Consider the following 15,960-nt stretch of genomic DNA (forward strand, 5'->3'; position numbering starts at 1 on the left):
TTCTTTCGTTTAATCCCCCCAGTTTAAGGGAATCATAGCCTTAACTCCTCTTCTACTCCGGTAAAACAAGAGGTAGAAACCTTGCTTGGCGACATTGCGGTTGTATTGTTAAAGGCTGTCCCGCTTTTTTTCCTGCTCCTGTACCTCACCAGGCTTCTGGGCAAGAAACTGATCAGCCAGCTAACCTTCTTTGACTTCGTCGCCGGCATAACCCTGGGCTCGGTCACGGCCAACACCTTGACCGGCCGGGTTCCGCTCGTCATCGGCATCGTGAGCCTCATCGCGTGGAGCGGGCTGACCCTGCTCATCGACCTTCTCGTGCTCAAGAGCCTGCCCGCTCGCAAAATCATTGACGGCGAACCGACGATCGTCATCCAGAACGGCAAGATCCTGGACTGGAATATGCGCCGCAACAGGTACAACCTCGACGACTTGATGACACAGCTGCGGTCCAAGAACATCTTTGACCCGGCCCAGGTAGAATTCGCCATTCTGGAACCCGACGGGAAACTCTCCGTCCTGCCGAAGGCGCAGTACCAGCCTCTAACCCCCGCCGACCTGAAGATGCCCATGGCGGCGTACCAGGGGCTCGCCACCGTCCTGGTCAAAGACGGAGTTGTTATGGAGCGGAACCTCCGCCGGAACAACCTGACCGAAGACTGGCTGATGACCGAACTTAAACGAAGGGGCATCGAAAACGTCTCCGACGTCTTCTATGCCACCCTGGACACCAGCGGCAACCTTTTCATAGACCTGAAACACGACGGTCTGAACCACGTCCAGAAGGTCGAAGACTGAAGGAATAACTCCCACGTGGGACAGTCCCTTTACCTAATACCCAGCCGGTTCATCTTCCTGCTTAGGGTGCTGTAGTCGATCCCCAGACTCCGCGCCGCCGATTGCCTGTCCGGGGATCGGCTCAACGCTTCAAGGATGGCTTTCCTTTCGGCGTCCGCCACGATTTCTTTTAGCGTCCTTGTCTCCCACCGGACCGCCGGAGGACATAGGTATCTCTGGGGAAGATCGGTCGGCCCAATAACTTCCCGAGGTGAGGTAACAAACATACGTTCCACCAGGTTCCGCAGTTCTCGGATATTGCCGGGCCAGTGGTAGGCCTTGAGTTTCTCTATCGCCTCGGGGCTGAACCGCTTATACAAACCGTACGCTTTGTTGACCAGCTTGCAGAAGTGCTCGCAGAGGAGCTCAATTTCGTCCATCCTCTCACGCAGGGCCGGAATGTGGAAGTGTACCACGTTGAGGCGGTAGTACAGGTCACTGCGGAACAGTCCCTGGTTAACCAGTTCATCAAGGTTCTGATTGGTACAAACAATCACCCGGACGTCGACGTTGCGGGACCAGGTGCCCCCCACCCGCCGGATTTCTCTTTCCTGCAGCGCGCGCAGCAGTTTAGCCTGGGCCATGATCGGCAGTTCGCTGATCTCGTCGAGCAGCAAGGTGCCAGGGTGAGCGGCCTCAAAAAGTCCAATCGCCCCCTCCTTGCGGGCCCCGGTGAAGGCCCCTCTTTCGTAGCCGAAAAGCTCGGATTCGAGCAGGGATTCCGGGATAGCCCCGCAGTTAACCTTGATAAAAGGATGTTTGGCCCGGGGGCTCTGCCGGTGAATGTAGGAAGCCAGCACTTCCTTGCCGGTGCCGGTCTCGCCCGTAATCAACACGGTGGTGGGGTAAGGCGCCACGCGCAGGGCCAGCTCAAAGATCGCCCTCGTGACCGGGCTGGAAATGACCGGTTCAAAAACACCGGCGGTCGCCTCCTGCTGTCGTTCAAAAACCAACCCCTGATTATCCATTCTCTCCCATCTCTCCTGCACAGTTATGCAATTCGTCGTGCAATGTTGCAAAGTCCGTCTTTTAGATAATACCAGCCACAATTATATGCCTCAGGGCACTATTCTACAAGGCGCATTTGCAAATTAATCCTCTGCCACTTCCTGGCATAGGGCTCAAACAGGTTTAATCGGCGCCTGTTGAAGTGTTATGATCAGTTGGCACGCAAATTGCTAGTTCATTGTAGATTGTAGATATGCAAGCGGAGGTTGAAAATATGCAAGAACCGCTTATTCAGCACGTGCAGAATCTTATCCAGGAGTACCAGATTCATACGGTACGGGTAACTGTTACCGATAACACCAACATTACCCGCTCGCGCTTCGTGCCTGCCCGGGCCTTCATCGCTTCAGTAAGGGGAACTGGTACCCAGTATCCCTCGGCGTTACTGTCGATGGACTCATCTGCGCTCCTGGTGCCGGAAGCAGGAGATGGTTGGGAAGGCGGCTTCCCCAGCATGCTGCTGGTCCCCGACCTCAGCACCTTTGTTGTCTTACCCTGGGCTTCCGGAACAGCAAGAGTGATCGCCGACCTCGCCTGGCCCAACGGCGAACCCTGGGAAGCGTCCCCGCGGCAAGTGTTGCGCCGTGTTTTAAAGCGCCTGCAGGAAACCGGATACACCTTGAAGGGCGCCTTTGAGTTTGAGTTCTACGTTTATAGAAACGGCGACAAATGCCAGGAACCGGTGTGGCAAGGACTTAACTGCTTCGCCGATACCAACCAGGTGAACTGTGCCGACATCTTCGACGCTATCATTAAAGGCCTCGAAAGCATCGGCGCCGGACCTGGAGTAGCCAACACCGAATACGGGCCAGGCCAGTTTGAGATCACCAACTCACCCTTTACAGGACTTGCGGCCGCGGATATGGCCGTGTATTACCGGGCGTCGATCAAGGAGATCCTGCACCAGCTGGGCTATACGGCGACCTTTATGGCCAAACCCTCCGCATCGGTTAGCGGGAGCGGAGGACATCTTCACTTCTCCTGGCTCGACAAAGAAGGGCGCAACAACTTCTATGATCCCGGCAGCCCCGACGGCTTGTCGGACCTCTGCCGGCAGGTTATCGCGGGCCAGCTGGCGCACGCCGGGGCGCTGTGCGCCCTGGCCAACAGCACCATCAACAGCTACAAGCGCTTACGGCCCCACCAGTTCGCCCCGGTGAACGCCTCATGGGGCCACGAGCACCGGTGCACCATGCTCCGTGTTCCTTTCTCGAGGGGTGAGCAGACACGCCTGGAGAACAGGCTCCCGGCAGCAGACACCAACCCGTATCTGGCGCTGGCCGGCTCTGTCGCCGCCGGGCTGGACGGGATGGAGAAAAGGCTCACGCCACCCCCTCCGGTATCAGGTCGCAACCCGTACACAGCCGATGACCTGCCCCCTCTTCCGGACAGCCTGCCTGCGGCGATAGCTGCACTGGAACAGGACACTGTAATCCGAGGGTATTTGGGCGAAGAGTTTTGCCGTAACTTTATCTCCCTACGCCTGGCCGAGTGGGAACGGTTCTCCGCCCACGTCACGGACTGGGAACTTAATGAGTACCAAAAGCTGCTCTAAAACTTTCACCGTCAAGAGGCGGTGGAACAGTTACATATCAGGCTGAGAAAGGAGGTGGATGCATGAAGATAACGCGCGATAAGGTCGTCTACAGCATGTCAGCCGACAATGTGCCGGTCTTCCGGACAGTTCTCCCCGCCAGGCTCACCTTCGAGACCCACGACTGCTTTTGCGGTCAGGTGAAGTCTCCCGCCGATACGGTGGCAACCCTGGACTTTTCACGCGTGAACCCGGCGACCGGGCCGGTCTACCTTGAGGATGTACGGCCCGGAGATGTGCTGGCCGTGCACATCAGCGCCATCCGGGTAGCGTCACCGGGGATCATGGTTGCCGCCCCGGGCGCTGGAGTGTTGGGTGAAGCTGTCGCTGAACCAGAAACGATGATGGTGGAGATTTCTAATGGGTTCGTTCACCTGTTGGGGCTTGCCTTGCCCGCGGCGCCCATGATCGGCGTCATCGGCGTGGCCCCGGCCGGGGAAGCAATCCCCTGCGGCACCCCGGGCCCACACGGCGGCAACATGGACACCGGCCTGATTACGGCCGGCAGCACGGTCTACCTGCCTGTCCAGGTCGATGGCGCCCTGCTCGCCATGGGAGACCTGCACGCCCTGATGGGCGACGGCGAAATCATGGTCAGCGGCGTCGAAGTCGCCGGTGAAGTTGACGTGACCGTAACCAAAGCGGCAGGGGTACAGCTGGACAACCCGCTTGTGGTCACGCCCGACTGGATAGCCGTCATCGCCTCGGCGCTCACATTGGATGAGGCTGTGCGAACGGCTACCTTCCAAATGGCCGGCTTGCTGCAGAAATGGACAGGCTTTTCTCTTAACGCAGCCGGGATGTTCCTGAGCGCCTGCGGCCACGTGCAGGTGTCACAGGTTGTTGACCCCCTGAAAACAGCGCGGATGGCAATCCCAAGGACGATCTTGAAAAAGCTGGGTGTGCCGCTAGCCTTTTGATCAGCGTTGCGGGTCAAACAGTTCCGAATCTTAGAAAGCGGGGGTTGAAATGTCAAACGACAAAAGCCATAACCTGGAGGAGTTTGGGTATAAACAAGAACTGAAGCGGGCGCTGTCTTTCAGTGACCTGTTGATCTACGGCATGGTCTTCATGGTCCCTATCGCGCCTATGGGCATCTACGGTTACGTTGCTGATGTTTCCAACGGCATGGCGCCTTTGGCTTATGCCATCGGCGTGGTGGCGATGATCTTCACTGCCTGGAGCTATGCCAGGATGTCACACGCCTTTCCTATCGCCGGCTCAGTATACTCCTACGCTTCCCGGGGCATCCACCCCTCCGTGGGCTTCTTCGCCGGATGGGCCATGCTTCTGGACTACATCCTTACCCCGGCCCTGGTTTACCTGGTAGCCGGTTACGCTTTGCAGGAGATGCTCCCCATCCTGCCCTTCTGGGGCTGGATCGCGGTCTTTGTGGTCGTCAACACGGCGGTCAACCTCCGGGGCATCGAGATGACGGCTCGCACCAACATCGGCCTCTTGATCTTTGAACTCTTCACCCTGGTCGCTTTTATCGTCGTCGCCTTCATCGCGGTCATGAAGGGCGTGGGCGCAGGCGCTTTTACCATTGACCCCATCTGGAAACCCGAAGGCTTCAGCATCAACATGGTCATGGCGGCCACTTCGCTGGCTGTGCTGAGCTTCCTGGGGTTTGACGCTATCAGCACGCTCTCCGAGGAAGCCAAGAATCCTCGGAAAATAGTCCCCAGGGCCACCGTCGTGGCGCTGATCCTTGTCGGCAGCCTGTTCATCGCCCAGACCTACCTGGCCGGCCTCATCATTCCCGATCACACTACGTTCGATAACCTTGACACCGCCTTCTACGCCGTGGCCCAGGCGGCCGGAGGCGACTGGCTGCGTTACCTGTGCGCCCTGGCGACCGCCATTGCCTGGGGCATCGGCGACGGGCTCGTGGCTCAGGCCGCCATTTCCCGCCTGCTGTTCAGCATGGCTCGGGACAAAATGATGCCAGGCGCCTTGGCCAAGGTGCACCCGACATTTAAGACCCCTTATGTGAGTACGATCTTCGTTGCCTTGCTGGCCATTACCGTCGGCGCGCTCATCCCGATTGACAAGCTCACCTCGATGGTTAATTTCGGCGCGCTGACCGGCTTTATGTTCCTGCATGTCTCCGTCGTCAGCCACTACATCATCAGGCAGAAGCAAACCGACCTTGCTTCTATCCTGAAATACCTGGCGGCCCCCGGGCTTGGGTTCTCGATCATTTTCTACGTCTGGATCAGCCTCCAGCCCGAGGCCAAAACCCTCGGCTTTATCTGGCTGGCAGTCGGCCTACTTTACGGAGCCTATAAGACTAATTTCTTCCGTGAACAACCGCCCGCCTTCCGGAGTATGGGCCATTAGGCTATTACTCGCCACTAACAAGGACACCCCCGGCAAACCCCAACTGCCGGGGGTGTCTTTTAGGCCTTCTCAGTGACTCTTTGTTACCTGTTGCCGCCGAATATGCCCCCAAGCAAGTCACCGCCCATGCCGGCGATACCCTTCTGTTCGCCGATTTGCGTCTTGCTGGCGGCCAGAATGCGGTCCGCCAGGCGCGAGAACGGCAGGGTCTGGAGGTAAACGAGCCCGGGACCGGTCAGGGTGGCCAGGAACATGCCCTCGCCCCCGAACAGGACGTTCTTAAAGCCGCCGACAAACTGGATGTCGTAGGTTACCCTCGGCTCAAAAGCGACCAGGCACCCCGTGTCGACCCGCAGCGTTTCCCCGCTGCCAAGCTCTTTCTGAATCATCGTGCCCCCGGCGTGGACAAAGGCCATTCCGTCCCCGGAAAGACGCTGGAGGATGAAGCCCTCGCCGCCGAACAGCCCGGCGCCCAGTTTCCGCGTAAAGGCGATGTCGATGTCCACCCCCTGGGCGGCGCAAAGGAAACCGTCCTTCTGGCACATAAAGCTGCCCCCTAGTTTAGGAAGATCCAGCGGAATCACCTTCCCGGGGTAAGGCGCCGCGAAGGCGACCCGCGCCCGGTTCCGCCCGTTGTTCAGGAAGGTGGTGATAAAGAAACTTTCGCCGGTGAGCATCCGCTTGAACCCCTTGAACAGGCCCCCGCCGGTCCCGGTCTGCATCACGATGCCGTCCTCCATGAACATCATCGCGCCGGCCTCGGCCCGCACCCCTTCGCCGGGATCCAGTTCTATCTCCACCATCTGCATGTCGTCGCCGTAAATCTTGTAGTCGATCACATCAGCCATGTTTCTACCCTCCATTAACGCTGTTCTAGATGATGATTTCTCGGCGCCAGACCGCAATCCCTGCTACAGGCTACACCCTCCGCCAGCAACGGCGCCCGTCCAGGGAGCCCTTTTCTTCCGCGAGTTTTTCAAAGTTTTCCAGTCCTGTCTGGCCAGGTAAAAAGCCGGTCCGTTCATTACGGTCATCAAGACCGGCAATCCGGCACCAGACGAGATTGTCAACTGCCTCTGAGGCTTAATCGACATCATGCGAAGTGGACGGACAAGCAGCGGGAAGCGGTGCAAGCCTTCGAGGAAAGCCAGACTTATGAAGGGGCTACCCGGCGCCTGAAGATAACCTTCCAGAATGTCCAAAAGCGTTGCCGCGCAGCAGACTGGCATTAACTTAAAGAAGCGGAAAAGATGCTGAAAAAGCTTGAAACATACGCACTCCGTTCTTCACCTTACAGAGGGTGAAAAACTTACGCTTGGCTTTTCCGCCGCAGCGGCTGTAGTCCACGTCTTAATTGACTGTTTGAAGAGCTTGCTTGTCAGACGTTATTATCACCTATAACAAATAATGTGTGCTACTATCGCTTTCAGGGGAACTTCCTCTCCATTCTCTAAGATAATAAAATTAAATCTTTAAGATAATAAATAAAAGAAATAGCTTTATTCCCATCCGGATTATATCCCGGCCTTGGGGTTTTTTAAGCGTTTTTCGGAGATTTCTATTCCGGAGCGGGGACCTGCTGGACCCGGACTTCGGACTTCCCACCAATCACCTTTAAAGCACGTCACTGCTGAAAATACTCCGACACCAGCCGCAGGGCGCATTCGTCGCCGCAGGCGCTGCACAGTTCCCCTTTTTCTTTCTCAAGGTAACAGCGCACCAGGGCCGGGTCGATGGCCAGGCCGGCTATTGCCGCCCGGTCCAGGGAAGCCCGGGCCCGGGCCATTTTTAAATCCCACTCCCAGGCCCCCTTGACGCCTTTGGCAATGTCGGCGGCATGGGCGGCAATGCGGGCGGCCATCACCCCAACCCGCACGTCTTCTTCCGTGGGCAGGCCCAGGTGCTCCGCCGGGGTGACGTAGCAGATGAAGTCGGCCCCGGAAGCCCCGGCCAGGGCCCCGCCGATGGCCGCGGTGATATGATCGTACCCCGGAGCCACATCAATGGCCAGGGTGCCCAGGACAAAATACGGTGCCTGGTGGCAGAGCTGCTTTTGCAAGAGCATGGTGGTTTCCACGTGGTGGATGGGCACGTGCCCCGGCCCTTCCACCATCACCTGCACCCCCCTTTCCCTGGCCCGGGCCACCAGTTCCCCGGCCACCAGCAGGCCCTGGATCTGGGAGCCATCCAGGGAATCGGCAATGCACCCGGGGCGGATGGCATCGCCCAGGCTTAAAGTGACATCATATTCCCGCAGGATGTCCAGCACCCGGTCGAACTCCTCGTAGAGGGGATTTTCCTTCCTGTTGTGCAGCATCCAGCCGGTGAGGAAGGCGCCGCCCCGGCTGACAATATCCGTCACCCGGCCGGTTTTCTGAAGACGCTCTACCACCTCAAAATTCAGGGCGCAGTGAATGGCCATAAAATCAATGCCCGCGGCGGCCTGCTTTTCTATGGCTTCAAACATGTCCTCCGGGGTCATGGCCACAATGCCGCCCCTCTTCTCGATGGCCTCAATGCCCGCCTGGTAGATGGGCACGCTCCCCACGGGAACCGTAGCCCTTTCCAGGCTTAAGAAGCGCATGCCGTCGATGTCCCCCCCGGTGGAGAGGTCCATAATGGCATCGGCCCCGGCGGAAATGGCCACCTCGATCTTGCGGGCCTCCATTTCCGGGTCGTCCCGGTCGCTGGAGGTGCCGATGAGGGCATTCACCTTGGTCCGCAGGCCCCGCCCGATGGCGCAGGTCCGGACTCCTTTCCGCAACCTGTTCTTCGGGATGACGATGGTACCGGCGGCCACCCCGGCGCGGATAAATTCCGGATCTACTCCCTCCCGCCGGGCCGCCTCCTCCATCTCCGGCGTGATGCGGCCCTCCCTGGCCGCCAACAACTGGGTCATAACCTAACACACCCCCTGCTCTTTGCCCAGATATTCCCCTACTACCTTCATGGCACAATATTTGCCGCACATGGCGCAGGCCTGGTGAGAACCGCGGCTGCGTTCCCGGCGAAGGGCACCGGCCCGAACGGGATCGAGGGCCAGTTCGATTTGCCTGTCCCAGTCCAGGGCCTTGCGCGCCCGGGACATTTCCAGGTCCCACTGCACCGCCCGGGACTCCCTGGCCACGTCGGCAGCGTGGGCAGCAATGCGAGCGGCAACGACCCCTTCCCGCACCTGCTCCACACCGGGCAGTCCCAGGTGCTCCGCGGCGGTGACATAACAGAGAAACTCCGCCCCGGCCCAGGCCGAAAGGGCCCCGCCGATGGCCGCCGTAATGTGGTCGTATCCCGGAGCGATGTCCGTAACCACCGGGCCGAAGACAAAATAGGGCGCGCCGTGGCAGAGCTGCTTTTCCAGCTGCACGGTAGCCTTCAGGTGCCCCAGGGGGACGTGCCCCGGCCCTTTGACCATCACCTGCACCTGCCGTCGCCGGGCCCGGGCCACCAGTTCCCCCAGCACCACCAGTTCCTGCATCTGGGCCGCGTCCAGGGAGTCGGCCAGGCAGCCCGGGCGCCAGCCGTCAGCCAGGCTCAGGGTAACATCGTAGCGGCGGCTGATCTCCAGCAGCCGGTCGAAATGCTCGTAAAGGGGGTTCTCCTGCTGGTTGTAGATCATCCAGCCCATCAAGTGGCTGCCCCCGTGACTGACCAGGTAATCGATGCGGCGGTGCTTTCTGGCCGCCCGCAGGGTCTGCCAGGTGGTGGCGCAGTGCAGGGCCAGAAAATCCACCCCGTCGGCGGCCTGCCGCTCGATGACTTCGAACACTTCGTCCACCTTCATTTTTACCGCCGCCCCGTACTTCTCCCGGGCTTCGGCCAGGGCCTGGTACACGGGCAGGGTGCCCACGGGCGTGGTGGTTGCCGCCAGCACGGCCCGCCGGGCGCCGTCAATATCCCCGCACACGCTCAAATCCATAATGGCACCGCTGCCGGCTTCCACGGCGGCACGCACCTTGGCCACCTCGCCCTCGATGGTGTCCCCTTCCCCCGCCAGGCCCACACTGGCGCTCACCTTTACGGCAAGGCCCGTTCCGATGCCCACGGGATCGATGTTCTTTCTCCTGCGGTTGCGGGGTATGACGATGGTCCCGGCCGCCACTCCCCGGCGGACGAACTCCGGGTCCACCCCCTCCCGCCCGGCCACCCTTTTCATCTCTGGCGTAATCTCCCCGGCCAGGGCCCTGGCCATTTGCGTCGGCATTTTCGACCCACCTCCATGGAAGTAAAATAAAAAGTCCCCAGCCAAAACTCAACCTGGCTGAGGACTTTACCATCATCCTCCGCGCACGGCCGCCCTTACGCGCGAGAGCAGCCATCCTCTCAAACAGGCAGGTCTCCTGGCTAACGGATCATCGCTTTTATCCCGGCCTTCCCGGGCAAACCCCAGTGACCGGGATAAGCTCCCCGACTACAGTGGCGGGACCGCGCCGTTTCCGCCTGGCACTGGAGGTTTTATGCTCTGGTACCGGCAATCTCTTACGCGGTGAGGTTGCGAAAATTTCCTCCCGTAACTGCAGGCCCACTCCAGCCCTTACCATGAGTACCGGGCGTCCGGACTTCCCTATTCTCCCCTTACGGGGCACCTGTTTGACTATTCGGTTTTCACCTACTGTAGTATTATACACTCATGCACTGGATTCTGGCACCGAAAGCTAAAATTTGTGTTAAACTTCGCAAATTCACTCGGAGGGAAAGCCTTGCTCAGCAGGAAGATTTTTCTTAAACTTTTCGCCCCGCACCTTAGCGATAACCAGGCCGATACGGATCGGCTGTTGGCCGCGCTGCACACGGCGAGGGGCATAGTCCCGGAAGACATCGAAGTCCCGCTCTTGGTGATGCGCCGGCTTCCCGAATCGCTGCGTACAGCCGACTGGCGGGTGACGGCGGCAGTCGGACGCGCCGCGGGAGGCTGGCGGCTGCAGGACGTGGAGCCGGGGGATAAGACAAAACGCCACTTCGGCCTGGCGGTGGATGCCGGCACGACGACAATCGCGGCGGCAGTCGTTAACCTCATTTCGGGAAACATCGTTGCCGTAACGAGCGGGGAGAATGCCCAGGCGGCCGTGGGCAAGGACATATTGACGCGCCTCCAAAGCGCGGAGGAGCCGGGTGGCCTGGAAAAGCTGCGTAGCCTGCTGGTTGAGAGCGTAAACCGCACTGCTGCCAAAGCAGCGGCGGAAGCTGGCGTCAACCCAGTGGAAATAACAGCGGTGGCAGTAGGCGCCAACACTGCAATGATTCACTTCCTCCTCGGGCTTGATCCCCGCTACCTTTACCGCGAACCGTATATTCCGGCAGTCAACGCCCCGGGACTTTTCCGGGCAACCGATGTGGGACTGGACGTCCATCCCGAAGCCGCAGTCTATTGCATGCCCGGAGTGGGCAGTTATATCGGGGGTGACGCCGTGGCCGGCATCCTGGTCAGCGGCATGCACCGGCAAAACGAAGTGGCGCTCTTTGTAGACATTGGAACCAACATGGAAATAGTCATCGGCAATGCCGAATGGCTGGTGGCGGCTGCGGGAGCAGCAGGCCCAGCACTGGAAGGCGGGATCGTCAAACAGGGCATGCGCGCGGTCCCCGGAGCGGTAGCACGGGTACGAATCGACCCCCTTACCCACAGGGTGACCTACACCGTGATCGGCGGAGAAAAAGCGCGCGGCCTGTGCGGATCCGCAGTGGTCGACGCCATGGCGGGGATGCTGAAAGCCGGGATAATCGACAGCGCTGGGACATTTCGCGACGGGCGCGAAGCTTTTGTTATCGTGCCGGCAGGCGAAGCGGCGGCAGGAACAGATATTGCGATTACACAACAGGATATCAAGAACTTTCTTAGAAGCAAAGGAGCGGTCAGCGCGGCCGTAGAAACTATCCTCGCAAGCGTAGGTCTACTGCCGCATGAGATCGGCTGGTTTTACGCCGCCGGCGCATTTGGCGAACATCTCGACGTGAAAGCCGCCGTGGCTACCGGGCTCTATCCCGACCTGCCGCGCGAACGGATCGTCGTTCTCGGAAACTCTTCCCTGGAAGGAGCCCGAAGGTCACTCGTATCCGAAGAGGCAAGGCGCGAACTCGGTGCGATCTGCCGCCGCGTCACTTACTGCGAACTGAACGTCAACGCCGAGTTTATGCCGCGTTTCGCCGGGAGCCAGTTCTTCCCTATAGTGGACCCACGAATTTAGACACGGTACTGCCCTCTGGTGACTTTTTCCACGATGCCTTTCTCAAGCAGCTTGTCAATGGTTCGCGCCACGCCGCTCGGGTGTGCTGGGGTATCCTTGTAGGGCCGCCCATCGAGCGCCAGCCTACAGAGGATATTCCTCATGTGGACGGTCTTGCCGAGCTCGTCGAGGATTTCGGTGAATACCGGCTCCAGAATTCTCTGAGCCTGCATATGGGCTTGCTCCAGGACCATCGCCGTTAACTCCCTTGACCCTGTCTCTAGGAGAACATGGTAGGCACGGGTAATAACCCCTTGCGGCCAGGCGGCGGAGCGCCGTTTGGGCAAGGGAAGTTTTATCGCATAACATGCGATATTTAAACCCGCCAAACGAATAGGTGCCAGGCATTGCGGCCGAGCAAGGTCGCGTCATATAACGGGTGGGAGCCCGATGCTGCGGCCTTTCGATCATGCCGAAAAGCCCGTTCCTACTTACCAATCTGCACCCCGCCGATCAAGCCGGCGGGGTGAAACACTTCTCCAAATAGATTGGACACCTTGCTAGTTAAGGCGTCAAACCCAGACACAAAAATCTCCGGGTGCCCTACAGGAATACCTTGTACAACGTAGAATACCTGACCACAAATAATTGCAACATAACTCCTGCACATTCCCTTGGTTCGAACTCCGCTGTAACCTTTCTCCGAAGGGGAAAATAAAAGGCCAAACCACGGATGCCGCAGTTTGGCGCGGGTGAGCAGGCCTGTAAGCCGAGTTCACATGGAGAAGGCACCCTTGGGTGCCTTCCTGCTGTCTTCAAGGGATATCAAGGGGTTCCGGGTTCGCACCGCGACCCGGTCGGGAGCAATACACGTAATTCAAGTTACGGAGGGGTGTTATGTCGCACTTACAGGAGGTTATCCGGGAGTTCCTGCGGTACATGCGCACCGAGAAGGACGCCTCTCTGCAAACCCTGGCTGCCTACCGCTCGGACCTCAAGCCCCTGGAGGATTTTCTGCTGCGGGAGCGGATCGCCCCGGAACTCGCCAACCTTACAACGCCGGTCCTGCGGCGGTACTTCATCTGGGTGCACGACGAGCGGCGGCTTTCCGCCGCCTCCCTGCGGCGGAAGATCCACTGCTTTCGCTCCTTCTTCCGCTACCTGGTGGAGCAGGAATACATCCCTCAGGACCCGATGCGGAAAATAAGGCCGCCGAAAGAACCGGAACGCATCCCGATTTACCTGAAGCAAGCGGAACTGCAAAGGCTGCTCGCCGCCCCGGAGCACCTCGGCGGGCCTTACCACTTGCGGGACAAGCTCATCCTCCACCTTTTGGCTTACTGCGGCCTGCGGCGGAGCGAGCTCCTGCGCCTGGACTGGGACGACGTGGACCTCGGCGCCGGCACGCTGCGCGTGCGCGGCAAGGGGAAGCGGGAGCGCATGATCCCCATCATTCCGGAACTGCAGCGCCTTCTGTGGGAATACCTGCAGACGCGCCTCCCCCTCGAGAACCGCGCCCTTATCCTCGGCCGGGAGGGCAAACGCATGAACAAGGACGCCCTGACGCGGCTCTTCAAGAGGTACGTCCGGATGGCGGGCCTGGACGCGGCGGTGATCACCCCGCACAAGCTCCGGCACTCCTTCGCGACGCTGCTTCTGGAGAAGGGGGCGGACGTGTTCACCATCCAGGAACTGTTGGGCCACGCCGACCTCGCCTCGACCCGGATCTACGCCCACTGCAGCAGCCAGCGGCTGCGACAGGCCGTGGAACGCATCCGACCGGGTTACCCGGAGAGAGGATGACAGCCGTCAAGAAGAATTTGCAAACAGGGGCACAGTGTCTTCACCCAGTATCTAGCACAGATGGGAGCACAATCGCCTTCGGCTGTGAAGAGAGAGCTTATGACCAAACGTGGCCGGGAACGCTACAAACTGCGGTAGACCTCGTGACCGGTCTTTGGACACGTCAAAGAACATTGGGGCTCAGGTAGTTCTTAGAAACTCGAATCCCATCGATGCTGGACATCATAGCCAATCATAAACAGAGCTGCCTGTAAAGCCATAACCTGTTGACTCGAATCTAGTTGGCTAAAAAGCGAGTCACTCCTCCGGATGATCTCACCCAGCAACCAGCTCGCCTTGACATTGTCGTTAAGGTGTTTGCCTGGGTTGTTTGAGATCTCAGGAAACCTATAGATTTCTGTGCTGGGGTTTCTTCTGTTTAATGCTGAGTAGTTAGCTTCCCGCCCTCGCTTATAGCCAAAGCGTAACAGTTCGGGTACGGCATCCAATGCTTGGTCCTCACAGAACTTCCTAACCAGTAGGCCAAGAGCAGCACCTACACGGCCGTCGTACATGATAAAGCCGTCGGATAGCAACGAGTATATCTTCGTGAAGCCAGAGTTAATCAGGATGCCATTGTGCTTTGACGTATCGTAAGTCTCTAAGTTCAGCAGTTCTCTTGTCTTCTGAAGCTCACTGCAAAGCTCACCGGACTCAGCCAGGTCTTTAATCACGCCTGCATTCCGTGATAGAACACCGCCCCAAGCTAGGACAGACAGGCAGCATTCCTTACACTTTTCGTTGTTACCTTGGCCAATGCTCTCAGTAAGCTCGGTTGCCAGCCGATTAAAGAAAGTGTGGGTATCCGCAAAGGTCCGCCCGGAGACTCTCTGTCTGGACACCGGCAGGTAGGCATCGAACTTCCATTCGTACGACTCGAAGGCCGAATACAGGGACGTGCACGACCAAAGAGTTTTCGTCCGAGCGTCCACGTACTGGTGTACAAAAGAGCCAGGCTTATCTAGCCGTTCTTGCATCCAAACCATGAACGAGGATACCGTCGGGTCGGACAGATACTCCGGTTTTCTCACCTAATCCACCTCTAGTTCCTGCTCTTAGCCATCGTCCGACGCGTATAGGTTAAAAGACATCTATAGCTCGCTAGCCTCTAGGGCGTACTGCCTATCAGGATCCAGAAACTCCAAAAAACCCTTGAGCTCTTACATCCGTTCAGAATCCAAGGAAAGTTCTCATGTTTTTGATACCAACCATCAGGGTAGTTCTCACTAATGAAGTCACGGATCTGGCCTGTTGTTGCAACGGCTACCCACGCTCCCCAGTCAACCTGCTTACCCTTCAGCAAGCCTCGCCGTATCCGCGTCTTCAACTGCTCAAATGGTGCCGATGAAACAAAAATGACCTCCTACGGCTTCTGTAGGAGGTCAAAAAGCCTTTAACATCGCCGCAAGCACTGCCACGTAGCTGACCGAAAAGATAAACATCCATTTGATCAGGTCCCTCTCGAACTTCCTCAGTGCCTTCCGGATTTCGGTATTAAACTCGTCTAACGCTTTTTCAATCCGGTCCATTGAATCACTCCTCCGTCAAAAACCCCTCTAACTCGGATTCCGGCCGGTCAAGGTGGATTCCGTCCCGGCATTGTGGGCAGATGAATTCGTCGTACCAGATTTCATTCTCGGGTGTTTCGGGGTTTTTCAGAAGGTCAAGCAGAACCAGCGACGCACCGCAATTGGACAGCACGGATCGATGTAACACGGCCTATTGTCCGGGCGAGGTTCAGCAGCGCTTCTGGGAGGGTTATTCCCGTCTGGTACGTCAGGAGTCGTTTTCATCGGCCAGCACCACCTCGGCCTGCGCCGGCAAGAAGAATTCGGCATCCCTAAGGTTTATCTCCGCACAAACGAGATAGCCCTTTTCCATTTCCTCGGCCAGCCTCTTGTCCACGGATGTGTCGTCCAACATGCTCACTCTCCTTACAATAAAGGTCGCTCCGCCGCCGAGAACCTGTCCCACCCGGGCCGACGCCGGAACGGTCCCTCCGGTAGCCGATCCCCAACAAACTCCCACCGTCGCGCACAGAGCAGCCTAAAATGATTTTACCAAATCACTACTTTTATTGCCAGCAACAGCCAGCACCGGATGATCAATAGATGTTTTCGCTACCCTGAAAAACAGCGCAACCCTGAGGGAGCAGGCTAAGCCGCCGGCTCCACG

The 15,960-nt window shown here is 58.5% G+C and carries 14 protein-coding genes and 1 riboswitch; of the genes, 6 read left to right on the forward strand and 8 right to left on the reverse strand.

The window, feature by feature from the left end:
* Window positions 1–81: 81 nt before the first annotated feature.
* Window positions 82–798: a DUF421 domain-containing protein gene (locus ACUM6F_RS06910; RefSeq protein ID WP_425619981.1), complete on the forward strand. Its 717-nt coding sequence runs from the start codon at window positions 82–84 to the stop codon at window positions 796–798.
* Window positions 799–827: 29 nt separating this feature from the next.
* On the opposite strand, the gene ACUM6F_RS06915 is transcribed toward ACUM6F_RS06910, so the two are convergent.
* Window positions 828–1,805 (reverse strand): sigma-54 interaction domain-containing protein, encoded by a 978-nt coding sequence (locus tag ACUM6F_RS06915; RefSeq protein WP_445348772.1) that lies wholly within the window; start codon window positions 1,803–1,805, stop codon window positions 828–830.
* 254 nt (window positions 1,806–2,059) lie between these two features.
* Here ACUM6F_RS06915 and ACUM6F_RS06920 point away from each other — a divergent pair, with 254 nt between their 5' ends.
* From ACUM6F_RS06920 to ACUM6F_RS06930, 3 genes are all read left to right on the forward strand, one after another.
* A complete protein-coding gene (locus ACUM6F_RS06920) occupies window positions 2,060–3,400 on the forward strand; it encodes a glutamine synthetase family protein (protein ID WP_445348773.1) in 1,341 nt (446 codons plus the stop codon).
* Between the two features lie 62 nt (window positions 3,401–3,462).
* Window positions 3,463–4,359 carry an acetamidase/formamidase family protein gene (locus ACUM6F_RS06925; RefSeq protein ID WP_445348774.1) on the forward strand — a complete coding sequence of 299 codons (897 nt, stop codon included), beginning with the start codon at window positions 3,463–3,465 and terminating at the stop codon, window positions 4,357–4,359.
* A 49-nt stretch (window positions 4,360–4,408) separates the two neighbouring features.
* Entirely contained in the window at window positions 4,409–5,782 is a 1,374-nt protein-coding gene (locus ACUM6F_RS06930) for an APC family permease (protein ID WP_425619985.1), read from the forward strand.
* Window positions 5,783–5,865: 83 nt separating this feature from the next.
* On the opposite strand, the gene ACUM6F_RS06935 is transcribed toward ACUM6F_RS06930, so the two are convergent.
* The 3 genes from ACUM6F_RS06935 to thiC all read right to left on the reverse strand — a co-directional run bounded on the left by ACUM6F_RS06935 (window position 5,866) and on the right by thiC (window position 9,983).
* Window positions 5,866–6,630: a TIGR00266 family protein gene (locus tag ACUM6F_RS06935; protein ID WP_445348775.1), complete on the reverse strand. Its 765-nt coding sequence runs from the start codon at window positions 6,628–6,630 to the stop codon at window positions 5,866–5,868.
* 776 nt (window positions 6,631–7,406) lie between these two features.
* Window positions 7,407–8,681 (reverse strand): B12 lower ligand biosynthesis ThiC-like protein BzaB, encoded by a 1,275-nt coding sequence (bzaB, locus tag ACUM6F_RS06940; RefSeq protein ID WP_445348776.1) that lies wholly within the window; start codon window positions 8,679–8,681, stop codon window positions 7,407–7,409.
* 3 nt (window positions 8,682–8,684) lie between these two features.
* The gene (gene thiC, locus ACUM6F_RS06945; RefSeq protein WP_445348777.1) at window positions 8,685–9,983 is read right to left on the reverse strand and encodes a phosphomethylpyrimidine synthase ThiC; all 1,299 of its coding nucleotides are present in this window, start codon (window positions 9,981–9,983) and stop codon (window positions 8,685–8,687) included.
* A 109-nt stretch (window positions 9,984–10,092) separates the two neighbouring features.
* Window positions 10,093–10,384, reverse strand: a riboswitch (cobalamin riboswitch).
* 95 nt (window positions 10,385–10,479) lie between these two features.
* Between thiC and ACUM6F_RS06950 the strand changes: the two genes are divergently transcribed.
* The gene (locus ACUM6F_RS06950) at window positions 10,480–11,964 is read left to right on the forward strand and encodes an ASKHA domain-containing protein (RefSeq protein ID WP_445348778.1); all 1,485 of its coding nucleotides are present in this window, start codon (window positions 10,480–10,482) and stop codon (window positions 11,962–11,964) included.
* Here ACUM6F_RS06950 and ACUM6F_RS06955 read toward each other — a convergent pair.
* Window positions 11,961–12,197: a hypothetical protein gene (locus ACUM6F_RS06955; RefSeq protein ID WP_445348779.1), complete on the reverse strand. Its 237-nt coding sequence runs from the start codon at window positions 12,195–12,197 to the stop codon at window positions 11,961–11,963. The genes ACUM6F_RS06950 and ACUM6F_RS06955 overlap by 4 nt on opposite strands.
* A 643-nt stretch (window positions 12,198–12,840) precedes the next feature.
* On the opposite strand from ACUM6F_RS06955, the gene ACUM6F_RS06960 reads away from it, so the two are divergent.
* On the forward strand, window positions 12,841–13,746 hold the full coding sequence (locus ACUM6F_RS06960; protein WP_445348780.1) for a tyrosine-type recombinase/integrase: 906 nt from the start codon (window positions 12,841–12,843) through the stop codon (window positions 13,744–13,746).
* A 191-nt stretch (window positions 13,747–13,937) separates the two neighbouring features.
* On the opposite strand, the gene ACUM6F_RS06965 is transcribed toward ACUM6F_RS06960, so the two are convergent.
* The 3 genes from ACUM6F_RS06965 to ACUM6F_RS06975 all read right to left on the reverse strand — a co-directional run bounded on the left by ACUM6F_RS06965 (window position 13,938) and on the right by ACUM6F_RS06975 (window position 15,708).
* Window positions 13,938–14,816, reverse strand: coding sequence for a hypothetical protein (locus ACUM6F_RS06965; protein WP_445348781.1), 879 nt, complete (start codon window positions 14,814–14,816; stop codon window positions 13,938–13,940).
* A 351-nt stretch (window positions 14,817–15,167) separates the two neighbouring features.
* Window positions 15,168–15,314, reverse strand: a complete 147-nt coding sequence (locus ACUM6F_RS06970; protein ID WP_445348782.1) for a hypothetical protein — start codon at window positions 15,312–15,314, stop codon at window positions 15,168–15,170.
* A 247-nt stretch (window positions 15,315–15,561) separates the two neighbouring features.
* The gene (locus ACUM6F_RS06975) at window positions 15,562–15,708 is read right to left on the reverse strand and encodes a hypothetical protein (protein WP_445348783.1); all 147 of its coding nucleotides are present in this window, start codon (window positions 15,706–15,708) and stop codon (window positions 15,562–15,564) included.
* Between the last annotated feature and the right edge of the window lie 252 nt (window positions 15,709–15,960).

Source organism: Desulforudis sp. DRI-14 (assembly GCF_052618305.1).

Coding starts and splice junctions, on each gene's coding strand:
- ACUM6F_RS06915 (WP_445348772.1), bottom strand. CDS start 1,805: ATGGATAATCAGGGGTTGGTTTTTGAACGACAGCAGGAGGCGACCGCC.
- ACUM6F_RS06920 (WP_445348773.1), top strand. CDS start 2,060: ATGCAAGAACCGCTTATTCAGCACGTGCAGAATCTTATCCAGGAGTAC.
- ACUM6F_RS06925 (WP_445348774.1), top strand. CDS start 3,463: ATGAAGATAACGCGCGATAAGGTCGTCTACAGCATGTCAGCCGACAAT.
- ACUM6F_RS06930 (WP_425619985.1), top strand. CDS start 4,409: ATGTCAAACGACAAAAGCCATAACCTGGAGGAGTTTGGGTATAAACAA.
- ACUM6F_RS06935 (WP_445348775.1), bottom strand. CDS start 6,630: ATGGCTGATGTGATCGACTACAAGATTTACGGCGACGACATGCAGATG.
- bzaB (WP_445348776.1), bottom strand. CDS start 8,681: ATGACCCAGTTGTTGGCGGCCAGGGAGGGCCGCATCACGCCGGAGATG.
- thiC (WP_445348777.1), bottom strand. CDS start 9,983: ATGCCGACGCAAATGGCCAGGGCCCTGGCCGGGGAGATTACGCCAGAG.
- ACUM6F_RS06955 (WP_445348779.1), bottom strand. CDS start 12,197: ATGGTCCTGGAGCAAGCCCATATGCAGGCTCAGAGAATTCTGGAGCCG.
- ACUM6F_RS06960 (WP_445348780.1), top strand. CDS start 12,841: ATGTCGCACTTACAGGAGGTTATCCGGGAGTTCCTGCGGTACATGCGC.
- ACUM6F_RS06970 (WP_445348782.1), bottom strand. CDS start 15,314: ATGGACCGGATTGAAAAAGCGTTAGACGAGTTTAATACCGAAATCCGG.
- ACUM6F_RS06975 (WP_445348783.1), bottom strand. CDS start 15,708: ATGTTGGACGACACATCCGTGGACAAGAGGCTGGCCGAGGAAATGGAA.